At 61.4% G+C, this 24,301-nt stretch carries 23 protein-coding genes; 16 read left to right on the top strand and 7 right to left on the bottom strand.

Annotated features, from left to right (window positions below; all coding sequences use genetic code 11):
- Nucleotides 1-197: 197 nt before the first annotated feature.
- On the top strand, nt 198-2,357 hold the full coding sequence (purL, locus tag B4F27_RS15805) for a phosphoribosylformylglycinamidine synthase subunit PurL (protein ID WP_005853882.1): 2,160 nt from the start codon (nt 198-200) through the stop codon (nt 2,355-2,357).
- Here the strand turns inward: purL and B4F27_RS15800 are convergent.
- Both B4F27_RS15800 and B4F27_RS15795 read right to left on the bottom strand, forming a co-directional pair.
- Entirely contained in the window at nt 2,354-3,616 is a 1,263-nt protein-coding gene (locus tag B4F27_RS15800; protein WP_074634390.1) for a vWA domain-containing protein, read from the bottom strand. The genes purL and B4F27_RS15800 overlap by 4 nt on opposite strands.
- Before the next feature lie 76 nt (nt 3,617-3,692).
- Nucleotides 3,693-4,604, bottom strand: a complete 912-nt coding sequence (locus B4F27_RS15795) for an AAA family ATPase (protein WP_037944437.1) — start codon at nt 4,602-4,604, stop codon at nt 3,693-3,695.
- 214 nt (nt 4,605-4,818) lie between these two features.
- On the opposite strand from B4F27_RS15795, the gene B4F27_RS15790 reads away from it, so the two are divergent.
- The 4 genes from B4F27_RS15790 (at nt 4,819) to B4F27_RS15775 (ending at nt 9,360) form a co-directional block, all read left to right on the top strand.
- Nucleotides 4,819-5,820: a phosphoadenosine phosphosulfate reductase gene (locus B4F27_RS15790; RefSeq protein ID WP_286760103.1), complete on the top strand. Its 1,002-nt coding sequence runs from the start codon at nt 4,819-4,821 to the stop codon at nt 5,818-5,820.
- A 69-nt stretch (nt 5,821-5,889) separates the two neighbouring features.
- Entirely contained in the window at nt 5,890-6,927 is a 1,038-nt protein-coding gene (gene pyrC / locus B4F27_RS15785) for a dihydroorotase (RefSeq protein ID WP_286760102.1), read from the top strand.
- A gap of 92 nt (nt 6,928-7,019) precedes the next feature.
- Nucleotides 7,020-7,700, top strand: coding sequence for an orotate phosphoribosyltransferase (locus tag B4F27_RS15780; RefSeq protein ID WP_005853893.1), 681 nt, complete (start codon nt 7,020-7,022; stop codon nt 7,698-7,700).
- A 157-nt stretch (nt 7,701-7,857) separates the two neighbouring features.
- On the top strand, nt 7,858-9,360 hold the full coding sequence (locus B4F27_RS15775; protein ID WP_005853895.1) for a replicative DNA helicase: 1,503 nt from the start codon (nt 7,858-7,860) through the stop codon (nt 9,358-9,360).
- Nucleotides 9,361-9,405: 45 nt separating this feature from the next.
- Here B4F27_RS15775 and B4F27_RS15770 read toward each other — a convergent pair whose 3' ends face one another.
- Both B4F27_RS15770 and B4F27_RS15765 read right to left on the bottom strand, forming a co-directional pair.
- On the bottom strand, nt 9,406-10,131 hold the full coding sequence (locus B4F27_RS15770) for a sterol desaturase family protein (protein WP_286760101.1): 726 nt from the start codon (nt 10,129-10,131) through the stop codon (nt 9,406-9,408).
- Between the two features lie 12 nt (nt 10,132-10,143).
- Complete coding sequence (locus tag B4F27_RS15765; RefSeq protein ID WP_260005540.1) at nt 10,144-11,460, bottom strand: alpha/beta hydrolase family protein; 1,317 nt, start codon at nt 11,458-11,460, stop codon at nt 10,144-10,146.
- Nucleotides 11,461-11,697: 237 nt separating this feature from the next.
- Between B4F27_RS15765 and alr the strand changes: the two genes are divergently transcribed.
- From alr to B4F27_RS15710, 11 genes are all read left to right on the top strand, one after another.
- Nucleotides 11,698-12,732, top strand: coding sequence for an alanine racemase (gene alr / locus B4F27_RS15760; RefSeq protein ID WP_286760100.1), 1,035 nt, complete (start codon nt 11,698-11,700; stop codon nt 12,730-12,732).
- Complete coding sequence (locus B4F27_RS15755; RefSeq protein WP_286760131.1) at nt 12,722-13,195, top strand: paraquat-inducible protein A; 474 nt, start codon at nt 12,722-12,724, stop codon at nt 13,193-13,195. Before alr ends, B4F27_RS15755 begins: the two co-directional genes overlap by 11 nt.
- 165 nt (nt 13,196-13,360) lie before the next feature.
- Complete coding sequence (locus B4F27_RS15750; RefSeq protein WP_286760099.1) at nt 13,361-14,128, top strand: DNA repair protein; 768 nt, start codon at nt 13,361-13,363, stop codon at nt 14,126-14,128.
- Nucleotides 14,129-14,188: 60 nt separating this feature from the next.
- A complete protein-coding gene (radA, locus tag B4F27_RS15745; RefSeq protein ID WP_005853906.1) occupies nt 14,189-15,556 on the top strand; it encodes a DNA repair protein RadA in 1,368 nt (455 codons plus the stop codon).
- 28 nt (nt 15,557-15,584) lie between these two features.
- Nucleotides 15,585-16,139, top strand: coding sequence for a CvpA family protein (locus B4F27_RS15740; protein WP_005853908.1), 555 nt, complete (start codon nt 15,585-15,587; stop codon nt 16,137-16,139).
- Nucleotides 16,140-16,325: 186 nt separating this feature from the next.
- Nucleotides 16,326-17,810 (top strand): amidophosphoribosyltransferase, encoded by a 1,485-nt coding sequence (purF, locus tag B4F27_RS15735; RefSeq protein ID WP_037944446.1) that lies wholly within the window; start codon nt 16,326-16,328, stop codon nt 17,808-17,810.
- A gap of 219 nt (nt 17,811-18,029) precedes the next feature.
- The gene (locus tag B4F27_RS15730) at nt 18,030-18,296 is read left to right on the top strand and encodes a hypothetical protein (RefSeq protein WP_005853915.1); all 267 of its coding nucleotides are present in this window, start codon (nt 18,030-18,032) and stop codon (nt 18,294-18,296) included.
- A 72-nt stretch (nt 18,297-18,368) separates the two neighbouring features.
- A complete protein-coding gene (locus B4F27_RS15725) occupies nt 18,369-19,019 on the top strand; it encodes an SDR family NAD(P)-dependent oxidoreductase (RefSeq protein ID WP_009824837.1) in 651 nt (216 codons plus the stop codon).
- A 72-nt stretch (nt 19,020-19,091) separates the two neighbouring features.
- A complete protein-coding gene (surE, locus tag B4F27_RS15720; RefSeq protein WP_005853919.1) occupies nt 19,092-19,877 on the top strand; it encodes a 5'/3'-nucleotidase SurE in 786 nt (261 codons plus the stop codon).
- Nucleotides 19,874-20,533 (top strand): protein-L-isoaspartate(D-aspartate) O-methyltransferase, encoded by a 660-nt coding sequence (locus B4F27_RS15715; RefSeq protein WP_005853921.1) that lies wholly within the window; start codon nt 19,874-19,876, stop codon nt 20,531-20,533. Before surE ends, B4F27_RS15715 begins: the two co-directional genes overlap by 4 nt.
- Nucleotides 20,534-20,609: 76 nt before the next feature.
- Nucleotides 20,610-21,866, top strand: a complete 1,257-nt coding sequence (locus B4F27_RS15710; RefSeq protein WP_237279444.1) for a peptidoglycan DD-metalloendopeptidase family protein — start codon at nt 20,610-20,612, stop codon at nt 21,864-21,866.
- A 77-nt stretch (nt 21,867-21,943) separates the two neighbouring features.
- Here B4F27_RS15710 and B4F27_RS15705 read toward each other — a convergent pair whose 3' ends face one another.
- The 3 genes from B4F27_RS15705 to tatB are packed head-to-tail and all read right to left on the bottom strand — an operon-like array spanning nt 21,944 to nt 24,299.
- Entirely contained in the window at nt 21,944-22,783 is an 840-nt protein-coding gene (locus B4F27_RS15705) for an ATP-binding protein (protein ID WP_138058753.1), read from the bottom strand.
- Nucleotides 22,780-23,664, bottom strand: coding sequence for a twin-arginine translocase subunit TatC (gene tatC, locus B4F27_RS15700; protein WP_286760098.1), 885 nt, complete (start codon nt 23,662-23,664; stop codon nt 22,780-22,782). Before tatC ends, B4F27_RS15705 begins: the two co-directional genes overlap by 4 nt.
- Nucleotides 23,661-24,299 (bottom strand): Sec-independent protein translocase protein TatB, encoded by a 639-nt coding sequence (tatB, locus tag B4F27_RS15695; RefSeq protein WP_286760097.1) that lies wholly within the window; start codon nt 24,297-24,299, stop codon nt 23,661-23,663. Before tatB ends, tatC begins: the two co-directional genes overlap by 4 nt.
- Nucleotides 24,300-24,301 lie beyond the last annotated feature (2 nt).

Raw genomic sequence — 24,301 nt, 5'->3', positions numbered from 1 at the left:
CGTGCACGAACGCCACTTAATTGGGCGGTATGAAGACGGGCGGCTTCGCGCCGCTACTTCATACCTCCCTGTTGGACTCGGCCGAGCTTCGTGCTCGGCCTTTTTTTTGGCTACGGCCCTTCACGAGCCTTAGGTCTTTTCCCCGCGCTGCGCTTGATCTAAGAGGTGTGGCATATTGCTAGGGGAAAACGCGCACCATGACCGAACCAGCCATCACCCAAGACCTGATTTCCAGCCACGGCATCAACGCCGAAGAATATCAGCGTATTCTGGATATCATCGGGCGCGAACCCACCTTTACCGAACTGGGCATCTTTTCGGCCATGTGGAACGAACACTGTTCCTACAAGTCGTCGAAGAAATGGCTGCGTACCCTACCGACCGAAGGCCCACAGGTGATCTGCGGACCGGGCGAGAATGCGGGCATCGTTGATATCGGCGACGGCCAAGCGCTGGTCTTCAAAATGGAAAGCCACAACCACCCGTCCTACATCGAACCCTATCAGGGTGCGGCGACTGGCGTGGGCGGCATCCTGCGGGACGTCTTTACGATGGGCGCGCGTCCGATCGCGGCGATGAACTCTCTTAGCTTCGGGTCGCCCGACCACCGCAAGACGCGCCAGCTGGTGCATGGCGTCGTTGCAGGCGTTGGCGGCTATGGTAACTGCTTTGGCGTGCCGACGGTGGGGGGCGAAGTGCGCTTTGACACCGCCTATGACGGCAACTGCCTTGTGAACGCCTTTGCTGCGGGTTTGGCCGACACCGACAAGATCTTCTATTCCGCCGCTTCCGGCGTTGGCATGCCGGTCGTTTACCTTGGTGCGAAAACCGGCCGCGACGGTGTGGGCGGCGCGACGATGGCATCGGCCGAGTTCGACGACACCATCGAAGACAAACGTCCCACCGTTCAGGTCGGCGACCCCTTCACCGAAAAACGCCTGATGGAAGCCACGCTCGAACTGATGGCGACCGGTGCCGTGATCTCCATTCAGGATATGGGTGCCGCAGGCCTGACCTGTTCGGCCGTGGAAATGGGCGACAAGGGCAACCTTGGTGTGCGCCTTGATCTTGAGAAAGTACCGACCCGCGAACACGCCATGACCGCCTATGAGATGATGCTGTCGGAATCCCAGGAACGGATGCTGATGGTCCTGCGTCCCGAACTTGAGGCAGAGGCAAAAGCCGTCTTCGACAAATGGGACCTCGATTTCGCCATCGTGGGCGAAACAATCGCCGAGGACCGTTTCCTGATCGTGCACAATGGCGAGGTCAAAGCCGACCTGCCGCTTAAAGCGCTGTCGGGCAATGCGCCCGAATACGACCGCCCCTATGTCGAGACACCAGCAGCCGAACCGCTGTCGGATGTCCCCGGCATCGACCCCATCGACGGGCTGAGCGCGCTGATCTCCAGCCCGAACTACGCGTCCAAAGCGTGGGTGTTTGAACAATACGACACGATGGTCATGGGCGACAGCGCCCGCACCCCCGGTTTGGGATCAGGCATCGTGCGCGTGCATGGCACCGACAAGGCGATCGCCTTTACCTCGGATGTGACGCCCCGCTACGTCAAGGCGAACCCTGTCGAAGGCGGCAAACAGGCCGTGGCCGAAGCCTACCGCAACCTCTGCGCCGTGGGGGCGCTGCCGCTAGCGACCACCGACAACCTCAACTTCGGCAACCCCGAAAAGCCCGAGATCATGGGCCAGTTCGTCGGCGCGCTGAAAGGCATCGGCGAAGCGGTTGCCGCGCTGGACATGCCGATCGTATCGGGCAACGTGTCGCTGTATAACGAAACCGACGGCAAAGGCATTCTGCCCACCCCCACCATTGGCGCGGTCGGCCTGCTGAAGCACACGGACGAGATCATCGGCAAAGAGGTCCGCGAGGGCCATGTCGCTTTGGTTCTGGGGGCCACCGAAGGTCACATCGGACAATCCGCCCTGCTGCTTGAAGTGTTCAACCGCCGCGATGGCGACGCCCCCCATGTCGATCTGGCGCTGGAGAAGGCCCACGGTGAATTCATCCGTGCCAACCGCGCGTTGATCAAAGCCTGCACCGACCTGTCGGATGGCGGTCTGGCACTGGCAGCCTTTGAACTGGCGGACGAGGCCGGCGTCGGCGTGACCCTGGATTCTGCCGATACGCAGGTTCTGTTTGGCGAGGATCAAGCCCGCTATCTGATCGCCTGTAACTTCGATCAGGCCGAAGCCCTGATGATCGCCGCGCAAAACGCCGGTCTGCATCTGGAAAGCGTCGGCAAGTTCGGCGGGGATCAAGTCAACTTCGGCGGCGTCAAAGCGCCTTTGGCTGACCTGTCAGCGACCTATCGCGGGGCTTTTGCTGAAACCTTCGCCTAAGGGGTCGCCCCTATCATCTGCATCAAACGCGGTTTCTCGCCCCGGTCATCGGGGCGGGAGATCACCTCTGCCAGTTCTTGCAACGACGCAATCGAGTGACCGGCCCGAAAGCTGTCGGTGAAGGGCAACATCGCACGGATACCCGCCGCTTTGGGCGCGAACCCGTCCCACCGCAGCAGCGGATTTAACCAGATCAGCCGACGTGCGGACAGGTGCAACCGCTGCATCTGTCGCGCCAGATCATCGGGCGCATCGCGGTCCAGCCCGTCAGTGATCAACAGCACAACCGCACCCTGCCCCATAACCCGCCGCGACCAATCGCGGTTGAACGCCTCTATGCAGGCCCCGATGCGCGTGCCGCCCTCCCAATCCTGCGCCTCTGCCCCCGCCGCCTTGAGCGCTGCATCCACGTCGCGCGTCGCCAGATGGCGGGTGATATTGGTCAGCCGCGTGCCAAAGGTAAACGCATGCACTTGCGCCCACCCCGCGCCCTTGGCATTGCTCACCGCATGCAGGAAATGCAGCACCATGCGGGAATATTGGCTCATGGAACCGGAGATATCGCACAGCACCACCAGATTGGGATAGCGTGGGCGCGGGGTTTTCAGCACCAGCTTGTCCATCTCTCCGCCCCGGCGCAGCGCGGCCCGCAGGCTGCGCCCCGCGTCGATCCGCCCCCTTGGGGACGTCATGGCACGGCGGGACGGCACGGGTTTGACCGGCAGGCGCAACCGCGCCAGCATCTTTTTGGCCTCCGCCACCTCCCCGATGCTCATCAATTCGAAATCAAGACTACGCAGCCGTTCTTGCGAGGACATGGTCAGGCTGGCATCGACCTCGATCTCTGTCTCGCGCTCGTCTTGCGGTTCTTCGCGGTCGCGTTCCGGCGCTTCGGCACCGTCCAGCAGCGCCTCTGCCGCGCGTTTTTCGGCGGCTTGGGCGGGGCGGTCTTCCTGCACGCCACGGATCGCGGGCAGCATCGCGGCCATCATATGTTCCAGATACCGCGGGTCGCGCCAATAAAGCCGGAAGAGCTGCGCAAAGATGGTCCGGTGTTCAGGACGGTTCACAAAGCAGGCGTGCAGGGTCCAGTAGAAGTCGGTTTTATCGGTGAACCCCGCCACCTCTACCGCGCGGATTGCGTCAATCACGCGACCGGGGCCAATAGGCAAACCGGCGCGACGCAGGGCACGGGCGAAATGGGTGATATTGCCGGCGAGTTTGGGGTTATCGGGCAGATCCAGGGGCAGATGTTCCATCAGCTCGGCCGCCGCCGGGGGCTGTCGGCCCCCGGACCCCCGAGGATTTTAGACCATTTGGAAGCGGCAGTATCCGTCAAGGGGTCGCGTCCAGCGTGGCTTTGGCTTGATCGAGGATGCGTTTCGCCTCTGATCCTTGCAGTTTGGCGATGTCATCCTGGTATTTCAGGATCGCCCCAAGCGTATCCGCAATGGTTTCGGGGCTGAGGTTGATCACATCCAGCGCCAGCAGACATTTTGCCCAATCGATGGTTTCGGCCACGCCGGGCTTCTTGAACAGGTCCTCGGTCCGAAGGTGCTGGACAAAGGCCACGACCTCGCGGCTGAGCGCGGCCGAGGCTTCGGGGGCGCGGGCTGCCAGAATCTCCATCTCGCGGGGGAAATCGGGATAATCGACCCAGTGATAAAGACAGCGGCGTTTGAGCGCGTCATGCACCTCGCGCGTGCGGTTCGAGGTCAGGATCACAATGGGGGGCTCAGGAGCCTTGATCGTGCCGAGTTCGGGGATCGTGACCTGAAAATCGCTGAGCGCCTCAAGCAGGAAGGCTTCGAACGGGGCGTCCGTGCGGTCAAGCTCGTCGATCAACAGGATGGGGGCGCCGCGTCCGTCAGGGCGCATCGCTTCAAGCAGGGGGCGTTCGATCAGAAAGTCGTCGCTAAAGAGTTCTGTTGTGAGCTGCTGTCGCGAGCGATCGCCCGTGGCCTCGGCCGTGCGGATTGCCACCATCTGGGCAGGGAAGTTCCATTCGTAGACCGCCGTGGCGGCATCCAGCCCTTCATAGCATTGCAACCGGATCAACTTGCGGTCCAAGGCCAGCGCCAATGCTTTGGCGATCTCTGTCTTGCCGACGCCTGCCTCTCCCTCGAGGAACAGCGGCCGGCCCAAGGTCAGGCTCAGGAACACCACCGTGGCCAAAGGCCGCCCGCAGACATATCCCTGCCCCGCAAGCAGCTCTTGCACGGCGTCGATCGAAGGGGGCAGTTGCATGGCATTCTCCGGTTGTGATTGGGACGAGTGGTGCATTCTGATCCCGCGCGGTCAAGGGGTCTGCACGGGGTTCAGCAGACTCTATGCCTTGGAGCGACCACAGAATGTGCTATAAATGTGCTTCAAATCTCCGCATTTTCGCCTTAATGCGCCGATACCTCAGACCAAAAGCCAGGGGGTTTCCTGTGCCCAGATACGATTGAGGAAGTTTACCATGATCGATACCGCCGTAACGCTCGACACGTCTTTTGAGGACTATTCCAAAAGCGAGTGGATGGATGCTGTGAAGCAGGTCGCGCAGAATGGCGGGTTCTATGAAGCGCTCGGGTCACGACACCACGCGATGTTTCTGGAAAAATCCTCTACCCTGCTGGTCAGCTTTGAAACCATCAACGGGATGCGCGCCTTGTCATCGATGGCGCATCCATTGGGCTGGGAAATGGTGCGCAGCGAAGGTTGGTCGCATCTTTGCCTGGCGTCAGAAGGGGATACATGGTTCCGCGACGCGCCAGTTTACGCGTTTTTCGACCGGCTGATCGACGATGGCTTTTTCGACGGCTTTGACCGCGTGGTCTTTTATGGCGCCGGTCCGGGCGGCTATGCGGCTGCGGCATTCTCTGTCGCGGCACCGGGGGCGAAGGTCGTTGCCATCCAGCCGCAAGCGACGCTGGACCCCAGCGTGACCGAATGGGACGATCGCTTTGTCGAGATGCGGCGCACGGATTTCACCTCCCGGTTCGGATATGCCCCCGATATGCTGGACGCGGCCGAGGCCGCTTTTGTGATCTATGACCCGACTGTGCCGCTGGACGCGATGCATGCCAGCCTCTTTACCCGCCCCAATGTGACCAAACTTCGGATGCGGCGGATGGGCACGGCGTTGCAATCGAAACTGCTGGAGCTTGACCAGTTCGAAAACCTGCTGACCCTTGCAGCCGATGGCGAGCTGACAATAGAAAGCTTTGCACGCATCGCCCGGGCGCGCCGCGATCACCGCCCCTATCTGAAGGGCCTGCTTGCCGCGCTGGAACGCGAGCAGCGCGATCCGTTGACGCTCACGCTTTGCAATTTCGTGACAGGGCACATGTCGGCCCCTCGGTTTGTCCGGCGCAAAAAGCAGTTAGAGGCCGAACTGGCCCTGCGCGTCGCACAGGAAAACGGGACCGCAGAGGAACAGGATACGCAATCGCAGGATGCAGCCAAAACCACCGGCTGACGTTTGCTGCGGTCCCTTTGAGCAACCCGAGACTAGCGCGCCCGCACGCCCTGTGCTAGCGGGGAGCCCATGACACAGACCCTCACGCTTCGACGCCCCGATGATTGGCACCTGCACCTGCGCGACGGCGCGATGCTGGACGCCGTGTTGCCCCATACCGCCGCGCATTTTGCCCGCGCCATCATCATGCCCAATCTGGTGCCCCCGGTGGTGCGCGGTGCCGATGCAGCCGCCTACCGCGATCGTATCCTGGCGGCACTGCCCGAGGGCGCGGATTTCAAGCCGCTGATGACCCTGTATCTGACCGAGGATACCGATCCCGACGATGTGGCCGCCGCCCATGCCAGCGGGTTGATCACCGCGGTCAAGCTCTACCCCGCCGGTGCGACGACAAATTCAGCCAGCGGCGTGTCGAACTTTGACACTGTTGCACCCGTGCTGGAACGCATGGCCGAGATCGGCCTGCCCCTGTGCACCCACGGCGAGGTCACCGACCCCGAGATCGACATTTTCGACCGCGAGGCCGTGTTCATCGACCGCGTGCTTGACCCGATCCGCACCCGTCATGCGGGGCTGAAAGTCGTGATGGAGCATATTACCACCGCCGACGCCGCCCAATATGTCACGGAAAGCACCGGCAATCTGGGCGCGACCATCACCACGCACCATCTGGTGATCAACCGCAACCATATCCTCGCCGGTGGGATCAAACCGCATTACTACTGCCTGCCCGTCGCCAAACGCGAAAGCCACCGTCTGGCCCTGCGTGCTGCCGCGACTTCGGGCGACGCGCGCTTCTTTCTGGGCACGGATTCCGCGCCTCACACGGACGCGAACAAGCTGCTGCCCTGCGGCTGTGCCGGCTGCTTTACCGCGCCCAATACGATGTCGATCCTGGCCGAGGTCTTTGAACAGGAAGACGCGCTGGACCAATTGGAACGGTTTACCTCGCTGAACGGGCCGGATTTCTACGGGCTGGCCCCGAACGACGCGACGATGACGCTGACCCGCGCACCGGCGACCTACCCCGATCACATCGAGACGCCCGACGGGCCGGTCACCGTGTTCGATCCGATGATGCCGCTGAACTGGTCCGTCACCGACTGACGCCCCCCTACCAAAGACAGTTTACCGGTCGCAGCAGGATGAGACCGGCCACCACCGCCCTCAACGCCAAGGCCCCAAAAGGAACGCATGACATGATCCCCACCAGCTACCCCGACTCTACCGAAATGGCGCGCTTGACCGCGCGGATGTTGCTGGAGATCAAGGCCGTTCATTTCAACGCGGCAGAGCCCTTTACCCTCGCCTCTGGTCTGCCGAGCCCGACCTATATCGATTGCCGCAAGCTGATCAGCTATCCGCGCATCCGCGCCACCTTGATGGACTTCCTGACCGTCACAGTGATGCGCGAAGCGGGGTTCGAGGCGTTTGACAATATCGCGGGCGGTGAAACCGCGGGCATCCCCTTTGCCGCGATGGTGGCCGAGCGCATGGCGCTGCCCATGACCTATGTGCGCAAGAAGCCCAAAGGCTATGGCCGCAACGCCCGCATCGAAGGTGAGATGACCGAAGGCCAACGCGTTCTGCTGGTCGAGGATCTAACCACCGATGGCGGCTCGAAGATCAGCTTTGTCGACGCGATTCGCGATACCGGTGCAACCTGCGCGCATACGGCGGTGATCTTTTACTACGGCATTTTTCCGCAGACAGAAAAGACCTTGGGCGATCACGGGGTTACGTTGCACAGCCTGTGCACCTGGTGGGATGTGCTGGCAGAGGCCAAAGCGCAGAACGCGTTTGACACAGAAACCCTGACCGAAGTCGAAGCCTTCCTGAACGCGCCCGAAGCGTGGCAGGATGCGCGGAAAAAAACCTAAGCAATCCACATGATATTGTGTCGCGTGGTGTAAAATCACGCGACATATGCTACGCTAGCGCAGAGATCAGGTTATCCACAGCTTATAAAGATTGCGGGATGACGGGCGGCTCGGGTAGATAAGCCTCGGGTCATTAATCAGTGGGGCAACACGTAGCATGAACGAGATTTCAAGCATCGACGGTAACCAGCTAACGGTTCAAGCGGCCGAGACAATGCCGCATTCCATCGAAGCGGAACAGCAGTTGTTGGGCGCGATCCTGACCAACAACGATATCTACGACCGCGTGGCGTCTGTCATCGGTCCCAAGCATTTCTACGACCCCGTTCACGCCCGTATTTTCGAGATCGCCGCCGCGCGGATCGCCAAGAACAACCTTGCCTCCCCCGTGACGCTCAAGGCGTTTATGGAGGATGACGAAGGGCTGAAAGAGCTGGGTGGCCCCGCCTATCTGGTGCGCCTTGCCGGTGCCGCGATCAGCGCCTTTGCCGTGCGCGACTATGCGCAGATGATCTATGATCTGGCGGTGCGCCGCGACCTGATCCAGCTGGGCCGTGACATCGCGGCCAAAGCCGCACAGGTCGATGTCGCGTCAGAGCCGCGCGAACAGATCGTCGAGGCCGAACAAAAGCTCTATAAGCTCGCCGAGCAGGGTCAGACCGAAAGCGGTTTCCAGAGCTTTCTGAAAGCCGTGACCGATGCGGTCAACGTGGCCAATGCGGCCTACCAGCGCGACGGTGGCCTATCCGGTGTCTCTACCGGTCTGATTGATATGGATAAAAAGCTGGGCGGTTTGCACCCCTCTGACCTTTTGATCCTTGCCGGTCGTCCGTCGATGGGGAAAACCTCGCTTGCGACGAACATCGCCTTCAACGTCGCCAAAGCCTACCGCCGGGGCACCTTGCATGACGGCACCGAAGGCGCTGTAGATGGTGGCGTTGTCGGGTTCTACAGCCTCGAGATGAGCGCGGAGCAGTTGGCCGCGCGTATCCTGTCCGAAGCGGCCGAGATCCCGTCTCACCAGATCCGGTCGGGTGATATGACAGAGACCGAATTCCGCCGTTTCGTCGATGCCGCAAAAGCGCTGGAAGCCTGCCCGTTGTATATCGACGACACGCCCGCCCTGCCGATCAGCCAGCTGGCCGCCCGTGCGCGGCGGCTCAAACGGACCCACGGGCTGGACGTGTTGATTATCGACTATCTCCAGCTGGTGCGCGGGACGGGCAAAGGCGAAAACCGGGTGAATGAAATCTCGGAAATCACCATGGGCCTCAAGGCCATCGCGAAAGAGCTCAACATTCCCGTGATCGCCCTGTCGCAGCTGTCGCGTCAGGTGGAAAACCGCGAAGATAAGCGTCCGCAGCTGTCGGACTTGCGTGAATCCGGGTCGATCGAACAGGATGCCGACGTCGTGATGTTCGTGTTCCGCGAGGAATACTACAAGGAACGCGAAAAGCCCGGCGATCACGAGCTGGATAAAATGGCGATCTGGCAAGAAGAGATGGAGCGTCTGCACGGTCGCGCCGAAGTGGTCATCGGCAAGCAGCGTCACGGCCCGATTGGTACTGTCGATCTCAGCTTTGAAGGGCGCTACACCCGCTTTGGTAACCTTGTGAAACCGTGGCAGAGTGAAAATGGCGGCGGCGATCAGGAGTTCTGATCGCCACACCCCGTTAATTTGATGAATACACGCCCTGTGCGGAGGTCAGACAACCGCCGCGCGGGCGATCTCTGCCTCTGACAGATTGTATTTCGCGGCAAAGCGTTCCCGCGCTGCGATCAGCCTTGGGTCATTGGGCCGCATCTCCAAAGTACGAATAAATTCAATCCGTTGCTGGTGCTTTAGCGCCTCGCGGTCAATCGCCGTCCCCATAGCCCGGTCAATCACGGCCCCGCCGGGGCTGACGTGGAACCATTTGCTGAAATCGCGGAAGTGATGCTGGTTGTGGAGCGTGGTCACATAACGCTCTACCCGCGTTTTTGACACGTTCACATGGGCGGTCATGTGGAACCACTCATAGACCAGAAAGGTCAGCACCCCGCCCACTGGCACGATGGCCACGGCAATCCAGCCCGCCTGCGGCACACCCAATAGGGCAAGAACACCCCACAGCACCCCTCCGTTCACCAGTAGCATCGGCAAAGCGACCCAGATCGGCACGAAAAACAGTTTGGTGTTGGTCGGGAAATCATGATGACCGTAGTGCGCCATATACAGCAGGTTGAATGCCCATTGCGCCCGCGGGGGCGACAGGTGGAACACATAGCGGTGCAGGTTGTATTCATTCAGCATCTGCGCGGCGACCCCCAAGGGGATCAGCGCCCAGACCCATAGCGGCGCGAACAGCGCCAATCCCACCAGCCCCGCCCCACAGGCGACCGCCATCACCACGACGGCCGCATGCGAGAACATGATACGCAAGCGCATCATCAGCGGTGCTCCTTACTCGGGCGACAGGGTTTCATAGCGCAACCCTTTGGCGGTGTCCTTGTCGAACCCCTTCCAATAGCTGTGATCTTCCTTCGGGGTGCCATCCTCGTTCATCGACCAGACTCCGTCGTTGGAGTTTTCGACCAGATCAAGATAGGCCCCCATCTCGGCATCGCCCTTGAGGTGCTGCGCCATCCAGACGGTGGCGAAATGCTGCGCGATGTTGTTCATGCGCACCGTGTCCCAGACCGGATCGGTATAGTGGCCCGACACGTTGAACCCCAGATCAGCGTCATCGCGAAAGGATTCCGCAGGCGCAGGCATCGGGGCCGCCGCATTATGGCCGCCGTTTTCAAAGGTCAGCAAGGCGCGGTCGACGCTGCTGGCGTTTTCCCAAATGGCGCGCACGCCTTTTTCGTACAGCGATACCATATCCTCGGACCCGGCCATGAAGAGCATGGGGATCTGCACGCCCTTCAAGCCTTCGGCATCCCAGAAACCTGTGTTCATGCCCCAGGGGCCGATCGCGATGGCGGTCTTGATACGTGGATCGGGCAGGTTGTTATGCGTCTCGGACCCCGCCTGATGGATGCCCAAGGTGCCATGCGGCCCGCCCCAGCCATAGCCGACCGACGCTTCGGTCACACCACCACCTGCGGTGATCACCGCGCCGTAGCCGCCCATGGAATAGCCGATCAAACCGGTGTTATCCGCATCCACCAACCCATTGAGAAAAGAGCTTTCGTCTTGCGACAGACGCGCCATTTCATCCAGCACGAAAAGCTGGTCCAGCGACCGGTTCACCAGCGTAGAGCCAAAGGCCGCCTGCGTGCGATAGGTGGAATCCAGGTGATCGATGGACGCCACGACATAGCCCTTTGACGCGATATTCTCGGCCAGATGGGACATCAGGAAGCGGTTGCCGGGATAGCCGTGGGAAACGATGACCAGCGGATAGGCCGCGTCGGGCTGTGCGGGATCCGCGTCGCGCATGGCTTTGCCTTGCAAGGTGACCTCGGTCTTGCCATCACGGATGAACGCCTTGATCGCGGTGTCGCCGGTAGCCCCATCAGCGGCGGGGTACCAGACCTCGACCGTCAGCGGGCGATCATAGCGCGGCAGGGTTTCAGGTTTGTCCGCTGCGGGATCGATGGACAGGATATCGATCTGGTCCTTATGCACCAGATCAAGCTGGCGCACGCCGATCGCTTCGTCGCCATAGGCCGCCATATCAGGGGCTGTGGGCATCTGGGTATCGATCCGGTTCTCGGCCAGCGCCATAGGCGCGGTCATCGCCGTGACCACCGCCAGCACGGGCCCCGTTGTCATTGTTGAAACTCGCATTGAACTCTCTCCCGTTTTATATCCGGCTACTGCGCGCAGCCTGTCTTTTGTCAGGAACCAAGCTATCGCGTTCGCGCCACCATGCAAGCATCATGCGAAGGTTTCGTTACGTTAGGGAAATGGACCAAACACTCCGCCCCCCTCCCCGCAAGGCGAGGGATTATTGGTCGGTGGCCCTGCTCGTGGCTTGACCTTGGCGGGCATACGGTCAAAACAAATCCCATGACAACAGCCACCCTCTCTATCGACCTCAATGCGATTGCCGCCAATTGGCAGGCGCTGAACAAAATGACCGGCTGCGACACCGGTGCCGTGATCAAGGCGAATGCCTATGGTCTGGGCATTGACCGCGTGGCGCCGGTTCTCGCCGCCCAAGGCGCGCGCAAGTTCTTTGTCGCTGTCGCGGAAGAGGGCGTGGCCCTGCGTCGCGTGTTGGGGCCCGGCCCTGCGATCAACGTCTTTGCGGGGCATATGCCCGGTGACGCCGATATGATCCGGAGCGCCGCCCTGACGCCAATGATCAATTCGGTCGACCAGATGATCGCCCATGTCGAAGCCCTGCCCGGCCATCGTTTCGGGGTGCAACTGAACAGCGGCATGAACCGCCTTGGCATGGACCCTGCGGAATGGGCCGCGCTGCGCGACATCGCCCTGGCGCAGAACCCGACCTTGATCATGTCGCATCTGGCCTGCGCGGATGAACCGAACCACCCGATGAATGCCCGCCAGCTCAAGACCTTCCGCGAGATGACGGATGGGTTGAACGTGCCACGATCCTTGGCCGCGACGGGGGGGATCATGCTTGGCCGTGACTACCACTTTGACCTGACCCGCCCGGGCATCGGGGTCTACGGCGGATTGCCCTTCGCCGATGCGATGCCGGTGGTGACGCTGGATGTGCCTGTTATCCAGGTGCGCGAAGTCGCCACGGGCCAGACCGTCGGCTATGGCTGCGCCTGGACGGCCCCCCGCCCGACATTGGTCGCCACGGTTGCTGCGGGTTATGCCGACGGGTTGATCCGCGCCTTGGGCAACGGGGCCACTTTGACCCACGAGGGGCGCAAACTGCCCGTTGTTGGCCGTGTCTCTATGGATCTGATCTCCGTCGATGTGACCAGCCTGGCAGAGGTGCCAGAGCATTTGCAGCTGATCGGGAACTATCAGTCTGTTGATACGGTCGCCGGGTTTGCGGGCACCATCGGCTACGAGGTGCTGACCGCGCTTGGCGCGCGCTATGACCGGGTCTATGTGGAGTGATGGGGCACGCCCCCGCGCAGATCGCTGTGATATGCTGCTGCGCGTCGCAAACCTGTCTCTGCTGATCCTCTACCCCGTTGCATGGGCCGCGCCCTTGTTGCGGGCGGGCGTGCTGCCGCTGTTCGGGCTCACCGAAATCTCTGTCCTGAGCGGGCTGAAATCCCTCTGGGACACCGACCTATTTCTGGCGCTGATCGTCGCGATTTTTGCGCTTGTCGCGCCTTATGTAAAGACCGTCGGTCTGACGCTGGTTCAGTTCCACCTGATCGGCCCACGCGCCCTTCCCGTCTTGCAGACAATCGGCAAATTGGCGATGGCGGATGTGTTTCTGATCGCGCTTTATGTGACCCTGTCAAAGGGGATAGGCATCGGGCGGATCGAGACGGCTTGGGGGCTATACCTGTTCACAGGCTGCATCCTCGCATCCCTGTTTATCGGGCACCGCGCGCAGAAAATCGCCTAAGCAAGCTGGTGTTTTCACGCGACCAACCCACCCGCCTGGGTAGAATTACTCGGAATTTCCCAAGTAAAATCGATTCATTTACGGAAAATTCAAGATTTTCTTCGCCTTTTGCCAACATCGGCATATTCTTGCTTACAACAGCAACTCAAGCACAAGGTGAGACAGATGAACGCGTTGACGGCACTTATTCAGTATCTTTTTCAAAGACTCGCATTCGCGGTTTTCGCTGTTGCCGCCGTGGCGATCACCGTCTGTACCGTTATGGCCGCGCTTAGCCAATGGGCCTGGATTGAACTGCCGCTCAACTATGACGGGCAACCCGTTGAGAATGCAGGGATGTATGCGCAGATCGGCCTGACCATTCTGGCCGTGGGCATCTGCTTTTTCATCCCCACCAACCGCCGCATCATGCAGCTTGAGACATCGCACCGCAAATTTGCGCTGAACATGGATGACATCACCCGCGCCTACGGGGCGGTGCATGCGGCGGATCGGGGTGACGTTTTTCACATGTCTTCCGAATTCGACTCGGTCCGCGAACGGCTGGCTTATCTGCGCGATCACCCTGATCTCAGCACCCTTGAACCCGCCCTTCTGGAAGTCGCCGCGCAGATGAGCCACATCTCGAAAGAGCTGGCGACCGTCTATGCCGACGAGAAAATCGAACGCGCGCGCAATTTCCTCAAGCAGCGTCAGGAAGAAGTGAACCTGTTCAACAGCCGTCTGGATCAGGCCAAAGGCATCACGTCCGAAATGAAGCACTGGCTGCACGAGGTCGAGCTGGAAGAAAGCGTGGCCGCAGCACAGCTGGACCGCCTGCGCGCCGAAATGCGCGAGATCATGCCCGAACTGGGAATCGAACGTACCGTATCGGCGGATGAAATGGCCCGCGATTCACGCGTGGTAGAGCTGCCGCCCAAAGCAGCGGAGTAACCCCGCGCAGGCACCAAGGTTTTGCTTTGACGTTTCCCCTTTGTTCGGCCAGAAAGACGCATGGCTAAATCTCCCGTTACATTTTCGTGCACGGCTTGCGGTGCGACCTATAACAAATGGTCCGGGCGCTGTGATGCCTGCGGCGAATGGAATACGATCCAGCAGGACAAGGGCATTTCATCCGGCCCGCCCAGCAAATCGCTTGGCACCCGTCGCGGTGCGGCGATGGTGCTGACCGACCTCACCACCAAGGACACGCCCCCGCCCCGCAGCCAATCCGGCATTGCCGAGCTGGACCGCGTTTTGGGCGGCGGGCTGGTACCGTCTTCTGCCATTCTGGTGGGCGGTGATCCGGGCATCGGGAAATCCACCCTTTTGCTGCAAGCAGCGGCCCATTTTGCCCGCAGCGGTTTGAAAACAATCTACGTCAGCGGAGAGGAAGCCTCGGCGCAGGTCCGTATGCGTGCGCAGCGTTTGGGGCTGTCCGACGCCTCGGTGCAGTTGGCCGCCGAAACCAATCTGCGCGATATCCTGACCACGCTTGAAGAGGTGAAGCCCGATCTGGTCATCATCGATTCGATTCAGACCATGTGGGCCGATAACGTCGATTCCGCCCCCGGGTCCGTCAGTCAGGTCCGCGCCGCCGCGCACGAGCTGACAAGCTTTGCCAAACGGCGCGGCGTTTCCGTGATTCTTGTGGGGCATGTCACCAAGGACGGGCAGATCGCGGGGCCGCGCGTGGTCGAGCATATGGTCGATACCGTGCTGTATTTCGAGGGCGAGCGCGGCCACCAGTTCCGTATTCTGCGCGCGGTCAAGAACCGCTTTGGCCCCGCAGACGAGATCGGCGTGTTCGAGATGACCGGCGAAGGGCTGGCAGAGGTCACCAACCCCTCTGCCCTGTTTCTGTCCGAACGCGGCACGCCCGCCGCGGGGTCAGTGGTTTTCGCAGGTATCGAAGGCACCCGCCCTGTTTTATGCGAGCTTCAGGCCCTTGTGGCCCCGTCGCCTCATTCGCAGGCGCGGCGTACGGTTGTGGGCTGGGACGGGGGACGGCTTGCGATGATCCTCGCCGTGCTAGAGGCCCGTTGCGGCATCCCCTTCGCGGGGCTTGATGTTTACCTCAACGTGGCGGGCGGGATGAAAATCTCGGAGCCGGCGGCGGATTTGGCGGTCGCGGCCGCCTTGCTCAGCGCGCGCGAAGACGTGGCCTTGCCCGCGGAAACCGTTGTTTTCGGCGAAATCAGCCTATCCGGTGCGCTACGCCCCGCCAGTCAGACCGAAAACAGGTTGAAAGAAGCGCAAAAACTTGGTTTTACCAGCGCCATCGCGCCCGCGGGCGGAAAACCGGTTGGCAAGAACGGCATAACGCTTAACACCATGAGCGATCTCACCGGATTTGTAGGCGAAATATTCGGGGCTGGCTAACCGCCCCTTCAAGGAAGGCAAGACGACCATGGAAGGTTTTACCATCATTGACGGGGTTGTGGCGCTTGTCATCGTTCTGTCGGCTTTGCTGGCTTATGGCCGCGGGCTTGTACGCGAATTTATGGCGATCGTGGGCTGGATTGCCGCCGCCATCCTTGCGTTCCTCTTCGCGCCGCAGGTTGAACCGCTGGTGTCAGAGATCCCTGTTGTAGGCGAATTCCTTGCCGACAGTTGTGAACTATCGATTATCGGGGCCTTTGCCATCGTCTTTGCCATCGCGCTGATTGTGGTCTCGCTGTTCACCCCGCTGTTTTCGTCGCTGGTGCAGCGCTCTGTTCTGGGTGGTCTGGATCAGGGGCTCGGGTTTCTATTCGGCGTGGCGCGCGGCATTCTTTTGGTCGCCATCGCCTTCTTTGTCTATGACACAGTGATCACCGGCCAGACTTTCACCATGGTGGACGAAAGCCGGTCGGCACAGGTCTTCGGGCGCTTTACCGGCCAGATCGAAGAGCAGAACCCCGAAGCCGCATTGGGCTGGATCACCACCCGCTACGAGGCGTTGGTTGGTGCTTGCGGTGCCTAATCGCCACTGAGGCTGCCAAAAGTTAAACACGCGCCCCCGTTTTCGGGGGCGTTTGCGTTTCTGCCATATGTTGCATCGCAGCATATGCGGGGGCAAAATGTAACGGCGGGGTGACAAGGCCCGCCCAAAGTCCTACATAGCCCCTATCCCTTCATCGGATTCGGAGTTGCCCCGTTGTCCAAGATCATGCCCCCCGCGCACCCGTTTGATTCCTCCTATCTGCGTGATGCAGATGACGGGGATAAACTCAAAGAAGAATGCGGGGTGTTCGGCGTGATCGGCGTTGCAGACGCCTCGAACTTTGTGGCCCTCGGCCTGCACGCGTTGCAGCACCGTGGTCAGGAAGCCGGCGGGATCGTCAGCTATGACCCCGCTGCCGGTTTCCAGTCCGCCCGCCGCTTCGGCTATGTGCGAGACAACTTCACCTCGCAAAAGGTGATGGAGACGCTGCCCGGCGAACTGTCTATCGGGCATGTGCGTTATTCGACCTCTGGTCACAAAGGCCCGACAGCGATCCGCGATGTGCAGCCCTTCTTTGGCGAATTCGCCATGGGCGGTGCCGCGATTGCCCATAATGGCAATATCACCAACGCCAACGCCCTGCGCCGCGAGCTGATTGAACGCGGGTCGATCTTCCAGTCCTCGTCGGACAGCGAATGTATCATCCACCTGATGGCGCGGTCCCTGCAACGCAACATTCCCGAACGCATGGAAGATGCGCTGCGCCGTGTCGAAGGCGCGTTTTCGGTGGTGGCGATGACCCGCACCAAGCTGATCGGCGTGCGCGATCCTTTGGGCGTGCGCCCGCTGGTTCTGGGCAAGCTTGGCGACGGTTGGGCGCTCAGCTCCGAGACCTGCGCGCTGGATATCATCGGTGCCGAATTCGTCCGCGAGATCGAGCCCGGCGAGATGGTCGTGATCACCCCTTCGGGCGTCGAAAGCCATTTCCCCTTCCGCCGTGTCGCATCGCGTTTCTGTATCTTTGAACACGTCTATTTCAGCCGCCCCGACAGCATCCTTGGCGGTCGTTCGGTCTATGAAACCCGTGAAGCCATCGGGCGCGAGCTGGCAAAGGAATCGCCGGTAGAGGCGGATCTTGTCTGCCCCGTCCCCGACAGCGGCACGCCTGCGGCCATCGGTTTCAGCCTCGAATCGGGTATTCCCTATGCGATGGGGATTATCCGCAACCAATACATGGGCCGGACCTTCATCGAACCGACCGAGCAGATCCGCAACATGGGCGTGAGGCTAAAGCTCAACGTGAACCGCGCGCTGATCAAGGGCAAGCGGGTCATTCTGGTCGACGATTCGGTTGTGCGTGGCACCACCAGCCGCAAGATCAAAGAGATGATCCTTGATGCCGGCGCGAAAGAGGTCCACTTCCGCATTGCTTCGCCCCCCACCGCGTGGCCCTGTTTCTACGGTGTGGACACGCCGCAACGTGAAAAGCTGCTGGCGGCCACCATGTCCGAAGAAGAAATGCGCGAGCATTTGCAAGTGGATAGCCTCAAGTTCATTTCGCTCGACGGGCTTTACCGCGCCGTGGGCGAGGCAGAGGGGCGCAACAACAAGTGCCCTCAATATTGCGATGCGTGCTTCTCGGGCGATTACCCCGTCACCCCTGCCGACCAGATCAATCAAGGGTTCGAGATGAAGCCAGCCGCCGAATAAGGCCGCCGCTTTCCGACAAGTTCCGCAAGGGCGGGCGCAGGGTTCAACCCCTCGCCCGCCCTTTTGCTATTTCGCCCCCACGTGCCGCTGGCAAAGCTTTGCCGACGTGCAAGCCAGTCTTTGCCAGCTTCCCCCGCGCCCTCTTTCGGCTGTCAGGCAGCTTTGTTAGCCCCTCGGTCTAACCATTCTTTGCCCCCCTAAGCGCAGCAAGAGGCACCCATGTCGACTGACGAAAAAGGCACTCCGACCCCGCAGAAAACACTTAATCTGGCAACGCAGCAGGCGTCCCTGCCCAAGCTCGCCCTGATTGGGACCTTCGGCAGCCTGACCGACCCCGGCGCGTTGATCCGCGATGGCCGCGGACGCATCCACCGCGTGACCTTGAACGACAAGATCAGCGACGGCATCGTCGCTGCCATTGGCGACGACAGCGTAGTTCTGGCGCAGCGCGGGCGCACGGTGACGCTCAAACTTCCCAAAGGGTGAAACGCCCCGCGACATGACCACGGGTGCCGCGCCCCTCTTGACGGGGCGCGGTGGCTCAGGCAAAGCCACCCCATGACAAAAACAGCTCTTATCACTGGCGCGTCCCGCGGTCTTGGTGCCGCCCTGGCCGAAGCACTTTGCGACACGCATCACATCATTGCAGTCGCCAAAACCACCGGTGCCCTGGAAGAGCTGGACGACCGCATCCAGTCCCGCGGCGGCAGCGCGACGTTGGCACCGATGGACATCACCAATGCCGATGCGATGGCGACCCTGTGCCGTGGCATCTATGACCGCTGGGGCAGCCTTGATCTTTGGCTGCACACCGCTGTCCATGCCGCCCCCTTGGCCCCGACCGATCACATCGACGCCAAAGACATGGCCAAATCGGTCGCCTGTAACGTCACCGCCACCTCGACCCTGATCACCTATGTGGCACCGCTGCTGGGGCAATCGGGTCAGGCCGTGTTCTTTGACGATCCGGTTGTGGCAACCAAGTTCTTTGGCAGCTACGGGGCCACCAAGGCCGCACAGATCGCGCTGGCCAAAAGCTGGCAGTCCGAAGCCGTGGCAATCGGCCCGCGCGTCCACATCATGACGCCCGCCCCTATGCCAACCGCGACACGCGCGCGTTTCCACCCCGGTGAAGACCGCGAGGCGCTGAACACGCCACAGTCGCAAGCCGCTGAAATTCTGGCGCAACTGGCTGTTTCCCAGCCTTAAAACATGATGCGGTGAAGGCTCCTGCCTTGCCGCGCCGCGCCCCGTCGCCTATCAAGGCGCAAAGGGGAATTTATGCGCATTCTGATCACCAACGACGACGGTATTCACGCTCCGGGTCTGAAGACCCTGCAAGGCATTGCCACCGACCTGGCCGGACCCGATGGCGAGGTCTGGATCGTGGCCCCCGCCTATGAACAATCCGGCGTCGGGCATTGCATCAGCTACACCAAGCCGATGATGGTCGAAAAGGTCAGCGACCGGCGCTTTTCAGTCGAGGGCAGCCCGGCCGATTGTGTGATGGCGGCACTGCATGACTGTATGCTGGATGCCCGCCCTGATCTGGTGCTGTCGGGTGTGAACCGCGGCAACAACGCGGCCGAAAACACGCTCTATTCCGGCACGATCGGTGGCGCGATGGAGGCGGCGCTGCAAGGCATCCCCGCCGTGGCGCTGTCGCAATATTACGGCCCTGCCAACCGTGATCTGGATGATCCGTTCGAGGCCGCCGCCGGCCACGGGGCCGATGTGATCCGCCGTATTCTGGATGCGACACCGGCGCATGGGGATGGCTACCGTCTGTTTTATAACGTGAATTTCCCGCCCGTCGCAGCGGCAGAGGTTCAGGGCATCCGTTTGGCTCCCCAAGGGATGCGCCGCGATACCAGCTTTTCCACGATCCCGCAGTTGTCGCCGTCAGGGCGGCGGTTCTTGTGGATCAAGGGCGCGGACCAGCAGATCCCGACGGACGACGGCACCGACGCGGCGCTGAACCTTGACGGCTATATCTCGGTCACGCCCATGCGCGCCGACCTCACCGCTCATGATACATTTGACGCGCTAAAAGCCATCAATACATGAACGACGAAGAAGACATCACAGACGCGACACGCAAGATGCAATTTCTTTACGCACTCCGTTCCAAGGGCGTCACCGATGCCCGTGTCCTGAACGCGATGGAGCAGATCGATCGTGGTCCCTTCATCCGCGGCCTTTTCGCGTCCCGCGCCTACGAGGACATGCCCCTGCCGATCGCCTGCGGTCAGACCATCAGCCAGCCTTCGGTTGTGGCGCTGATGACGCAGGCGCTGGATGTGTCGTCGCGTGACAAGGTGCTCGAGGTGGGGACCGGATCAGGCTATCAGGCCGCGATCCTCAGCAAACTAGCGCGGCGCGTCTATACCATCGACCGCCACCGCAGGCTGGTGGTAGAGGCCCGCCAGATCTTCGAGGATCTGGCCCTGTCCAACATCACGGCGATCATTGGCGACGGCAGCTTTGGCCTGCCCGAACAGGCCCCCTTTGACCGGATCATCGTGACCGCCGCCGCCGAAGACCCCCCCGGCCCGCTTCTGGCCCAGCTCAAGGTGGGCGGCATCATGGTCGTGCCCGTGGGCCAGTCGGACACGGTTCAACACCTCATACGTGTACGCAAAACCGAGACCGGGCTGGAATATGACGAGCTGCGCAAGGTCCGCTTTGTTCCCTTGCTTGAAGGGCTGGGAAAAGACGGCTAAATGCAGTATAGCAAGGGGAACTCCGCCCGAACGGGGACCCCAAGGCGCTGACGGCACCGAAGACGAGGACGAGCAGATGACCCAACCAAACGTGACCCGTACCCTCAGGCTGACGGTACTGGCGGGCAGCTCTGCGCTTTTGCTCGCCGCGTGTGAACAGCCCCTTGATATGGATTTGCGCGGCGGCTTTGGCGACGGTTTCACCACCGCCCACGCAGCCACCGGCCCGCTGGATGAACGCCCCGCACCGGACAACCGCGGTGTGATTTCCTACCCCAACTATCAGGTCGCCGTGGCGCGGCGTGGCGATACGCTGTCTGACGTGGCCACCCGCGTGGGCGCCGATGTGGGCAGCCTGTCGCGCTACAACGGCATCGACCCCGCTGTCCCCCTCCGCAAGGGAGAGATCATCGCCCTACCGACCCGCGTCGCCGAACCCTCGCCCGCGACTGGCGCGTCGGGCACCGGTCCGATTACCACCGCTGCGGTCGATATCCAGACCATCGCAGGCGGCGCGATCAACCGGGCACCCGCCACCCCCGGCGTGCAGACCACCACCCTGCCCTCGGCGCAGACCACGACCCGCGAGAACCCCGCGAAACAGACCGGGATCGAGCCTGTGCGCCACAAGGTGGAACGTGGGGAAACCGCCTATACCATCGCGCGTCTCTATGCCGTGCCGGTTGAAACGCTGGCCGAATGGAACGGGCTTGGCGCTGATTTCTCTGTCCGCGAAGGGCAGTTCCTGCTGATCCCCGTGGCGCAGCAGGCCGCCCCGAAACGCAGCGCTGCAGTGCCAGCCGCCGCGACGGCCACCGCGCCGACAACGACCAGCTTGCCCGGCACCGGATCGCCAACGCCGACCCCGCCAAGCGCCGCGAAGCCGCTGCCGCCGGTGGATGAAAAGCCCGCCGCGCCAAAGCCTGAACCCGCCGCAGCCAAGCCTGTCGCCGATGTGGGCAAGACGACGCAGCCCGCCTCTTCCGGCCGCATGTCGCCCCCCGTACAGGGCAGCATCATCCGCGCCTATTCCAAGGGCAAGAACGAGGGCATCAACATCAAGGGCACACCGGGCGCTGCGGTCAAAGCCGCCGATAGCGGCACAGTTGCCGCGATCACCAAAAGCGCCGAGGGCGTGCCGATTGTCGTGATCCGCCACCCTGACAACCTGCTGACCGTATATGCCAATGTCGCCAATGTGTCGGTCGCCAAAGGGGATAGCGTCTCTAAAGGCGCAAGCATCGCCAAGCTGCGCCCGGGCGATGATTCATTCGTACACTTCGAGGTGCGCAAAGGCTTTGATAGCGTCGATCCGACGCCCTACCTGAACTAAACCAACTGGAAAGCTGAACAGTTTTAACACGCGGCCCCTTTTCGGGGCCGCTTGCTTTTGTGCAGGCCGCTTATCGCTTACAGCGCGACGCCGCGCCGCCCTGCCAGATCAACGAAATACTGCCACGCCACACGGCCCGACCGCGCGCCACGGGTCGCTTGCCATTCGATCGCTTCGGCGTGCAGGGTCTTGGCGTCAATCTCGACCCCATAGGCATCGCAATAACCGCGGATCATATCCAGATACTGCTTCTGGTCGCAGGGGTGGAACCCCAGCCACAGCCCGAACCGATCCGACAGCGAGACTTTCTCTTCCACCGCCTCGGCAGGGTTGATGGCAGAGCCACGTTCGTTCTCGATCATGTCACGGGGCATCAGATGCCGCCGGTTCGACGTGGCATAAAGCACGACATTCTCTGGCCGCCCCTCGATCCCGCCATCCAGCACCGCCTTCAGCGATTTGTAATGCGCGTCGTCATGACCAAAGCTCAGATCATCACAATACAGGATAAACCGTTGCCGCGCACCGCGCAGCAGACTCAGCAGACGGCCGACCGATGGCAGGTCTTCGCGTTGCAGTTCCACGATGCGCAGACGGTCGTGCGTCTCTCGGACATGGGCGTGCACGGCTTTCACAAGGCTCGACTTGCCCATCCCCCGCGCGCCCCACAGCAGGGCGTTGTTGGCGGGCAGACCGGCGGCGAATTGCATCGTGTTGGCCAGCAACGTGTCGCGCGCGCGATCCACCCCGACCAGCAGCGACAGATCAACCTTGCTGACCGTTTCGACCGGTGCCAGATGGTCCGGACCTGTCTGCCAGACAAAGGCCCCCGCTACATCAAAATCCGGGGTTTTCAGCGGCGGAGGAGACATCCTCTCCAACGCCGCTGCAATACGGTCCATCGGGTCACGGTTCACTTCAGGTCGTCCTCATCCTCTTCGAACTCTGCGAGGATCGGGTCATCATATTCCTCGTCATAATACCCGTCTGCGCGCAGCTGCTCTTCTCGTTTGCGTTCAACCCGCCCTACAAGAAAGATAGAGATTTCGTAAAGCCCGTAGACCACAACAAACAGGATCCCTTGGGTGATCACATCCGGCGGCGTGACAAGTGCGGCCAGGACCAGAATACCAACCACCGCATATTTGCGTACGTTGCCAAGCCCTTCGGCGCTGACCAGACCGGCCTTGCCCATCAAGGTCAGCAATACGGGCAGCTGAAAGCACAGGCCAAAGGCCACGATGAACTTGATCGTCAGGCTCAGATACTCCTGAGCCGACCCCTGGAACGCGATGGCCGCGATCCCGCCTGCGTTATCCGTCCCCTCGCCGACAAGCGTGCCCGCCTGCTGGAACCCAAGAAAGAAATCGAAAGCCAGCGGCGTCACGACATAAAAGGCAAAGGACGCGCCCAAAAAGAACATCAGCGGGCTCGAGATCAGGAAGGGCAGAAACGCGCCCTTCTCGTTCTTGTAAAGGCCCGGTGCCACGAAGCGCCACAGCTGGTAGCTGATATACGGAAAGCCCAGCACCAGCCCGCCCAGCAAAGAGATAGAGATGGCGACGAAAAAGCCCTCTTGCAGCTTGATCAGGATCAACCCGCAGTCTTCCTGCCCACGCTCGGCCATAGCCGAACACAAAGGGTTCGTCAGGAAGTTAAAGATCGGATTCCAAACGGTAAAACAGATCATCATGCCGATGATAAACGCGATCACCGAATGGATCAGCCGCGTGCGCAGCTCGGCCAGATGCTCGATCAGCGGGGCGGCGCTGTCGTCAATATCGTCTGATGCACTCATGTGTCACTCTTTTTGGCCGCTGGCGCTTTGGACGCGGCTTTCTTGGCCGCAGGTTTCGCTGCGGCAGGTTTCTTGGCGGCAGGCTTCTTGGCGGGCGTGGCTTTGGCTGGCGCTTTGGCGGCGGCTGCCTTCTTGGCTGGCGCTTTCTTGGCAGGAGCTTTCGCCGCCGGCTTCTCGATCTGCGGCGCGGCGGCGGGTGTCGCGAGTTTCGCTTCTGCGGCGTCGGCCTGTGCCAGCGCTTCGGCAGCTTCACGCTGTTTGCGCTCGGCACCGGCACGGGCGGTGGCGGCCTGGATCTTCTTGACATCCTCGGCCCGCTGCGAGGCCAGTTTGCCCGTCTCGCTTTCGGGGTCGAATTTGGACAGGGATTTGGTCGCTGATTTTACTTCGTCCATCGCCGACCCCAGCGGGTTCGTCGCGGTTTTCAGCGTCTTGTTCAAACTGGACGACATTTCGCGCATGCCCGTGTCATCGGCGGCGTCATTCATCGCATTGCTGAACTCGCGCGCCATCCCCTTGGCCTTGCCCACAAACTGGCCGACCTTGCGAAACAGCACGGGCAGGTCCTTGGGACCCACCACAATCAGCGCGACAACGCCAACGACCAACAGCTCTGACCACCCCATATCAAACATGA

The organism is Sulfitobacter sp. UBA1132 (assembly GCF_002311545.1).
GTDB lineage: Bacteria > Pseudomonadota > Alphaproteobacteria > Rhodobacterales > Rhodobacteraceae > Sulfitobacter > Sulfitobacter pontiacus.
This window is presented reverse-complemented; position numbering and strand designations above follow the sequence as displayed.

Bases quoted from the DNA above. Each gene is read 5' to 3' on its own strand.
- B4F27_RS15770 (WP_286760101.1), bottom strand. From the start codon at position 10,131: ATGATGCGCTTGCGTATCATGTTCTCGCATGCGGCCGTCGTGGTGATG.
- B4F27_RS15725 (WP_009824837.1), top strand. From the start codon at position 18,369: ATGACAAAAACAGCTCTTATCACTGGCGCGTCCCGCGGTCTTGGTGCC.
- B4F27_RS15710 (WP_237279444.1), top strand. From the start codon at position 20,610: ATGACCCAACCAAACGTGACCCGTACCCTCAGGCTGACGGTACTGGCG.
- B4F27_RS15730 (WP_005853915.1), top strand. From the start codon at position 18,030: ATGTCGACTGACGAAAAAGGCACTCCGACCCCGCAGAAAACACTTAAT.
- B4F27_RS15790 (WP_286760103.1), top strand. From the start codon at position 4,819: ATGATCGATACCGCCGTAACGCTCGACACGTCTTTTGAGGACTATTCC.
- B4F27_RS15775 (WP_005853895.1), top strand. From the start codon at position 7,858: ATGAACGAGATTTCAAGCATCGACGGTAACCAGCTAACGGTTCAAGCG.
- alr (WP_286760100.1), top strand. From the start codon at position 11,698: ATGACAACAGCCACCCTCTCTATCGACCTCAATGCGATTGCCGCCAAT.
- B4F27_RS15795 (WP_037944437.1), bottom strand. From the start codon at position 4,604: ATGCAACTGCCCCCTTCGATCGACGCCGTGCAAGAGCTGCTTGCGGGG.
- tatB (WP_286760097.1), bottom strand. From the start codon at position 24,299: ATGTTTGATATGGGGTGGTCAGAGCTGTTGGTCGTTGGCGTTGTCGCG.
- surE (WP_005853919.1), top strand. From the start codon at position 19,092: ATGCGCATTCTGATCACCAACGACGACGGTATTCACGCTCCGGGTCTG.
- tatC (WP_286760098.1), bottom strand. From the start codon at position 23,664: ATGAGTGCATCAGACGATATTGACGACAGCGCCGCCCCGCTGATCGAG.
- B4F27_RS15780 (WP_005853893.1), top strand. From the start codon at position 7,020: ATGATCCCCACCAGCTACCCCGACTCTACCGAAATGGCGCGCTTGACC.
- B4F27_RS15715 (WP_005853921.1), top strand. From the start codon at position 19,874: ATGAACGACGAAGAAGACATCACAGACGCGACACGCAAGATGCAATTT.
- B4F27_RS15800 (WP_074634390.1), bottom strand. From the start codon at position 3,616: ATGGAACATCTGCCCCTGGATCTGCCCGATAACCCCAAACTCGCCGGC.
- purL (WP_005853882.1), top strand. From the start codon at position 198: ATGACCGAACCAGCCATCACCCAAGACCTGATTTCCAGCCACGGCATC.
- radA (WP_005853906.1), top strand. From the start codon at position 14,189: ATGGCTAAATCTCCCGTTACATTTTCGTGCACGGCTTGCGGTGCGACC.
- B4F27_RS15750 (WP_286760099.1), top strand. From the start codon at position 13,361: ATGAACGCGTTGACGGCACTTATTCAGTATCTTTTTCAAAGACTCGCA.
- B4F27_RS15755 (WP_286760131.1), top strand. From the start codon at position 12,722: ATGTGGAGTGATGGGGCACGCCCCCGCGCAGATCGCTGTGATATGCTG.
- purF (WP_037944446.1), top strand. From the start codon at position 16,326: ATGCCCCCCGCGCACCCGTTTGATTCCTCCTATCTGCGTGATGCAGAT.
- B4F27_RS15765 (WP_260005540.1), bottom strand. From the start codon at position 11,460: ATGACAACGGGGCCCGTGCTGGCGGTGGTCACGGCGATGACCGCGCCT.
- B4F27_RS15740 (WP_005853908.1), top strand. From the start codon at position 15,585: ATGGAAGGTTTTACCATCATTGACGGGGTTGTGGCGCTTGTCATCGTT.
- pyrC (WP_286760102.1), top strand. From the start codon at position 5,890: ATGACACAGACCCTCACGCTTCGACGCCCCGATGATTGGCACCTGCAC.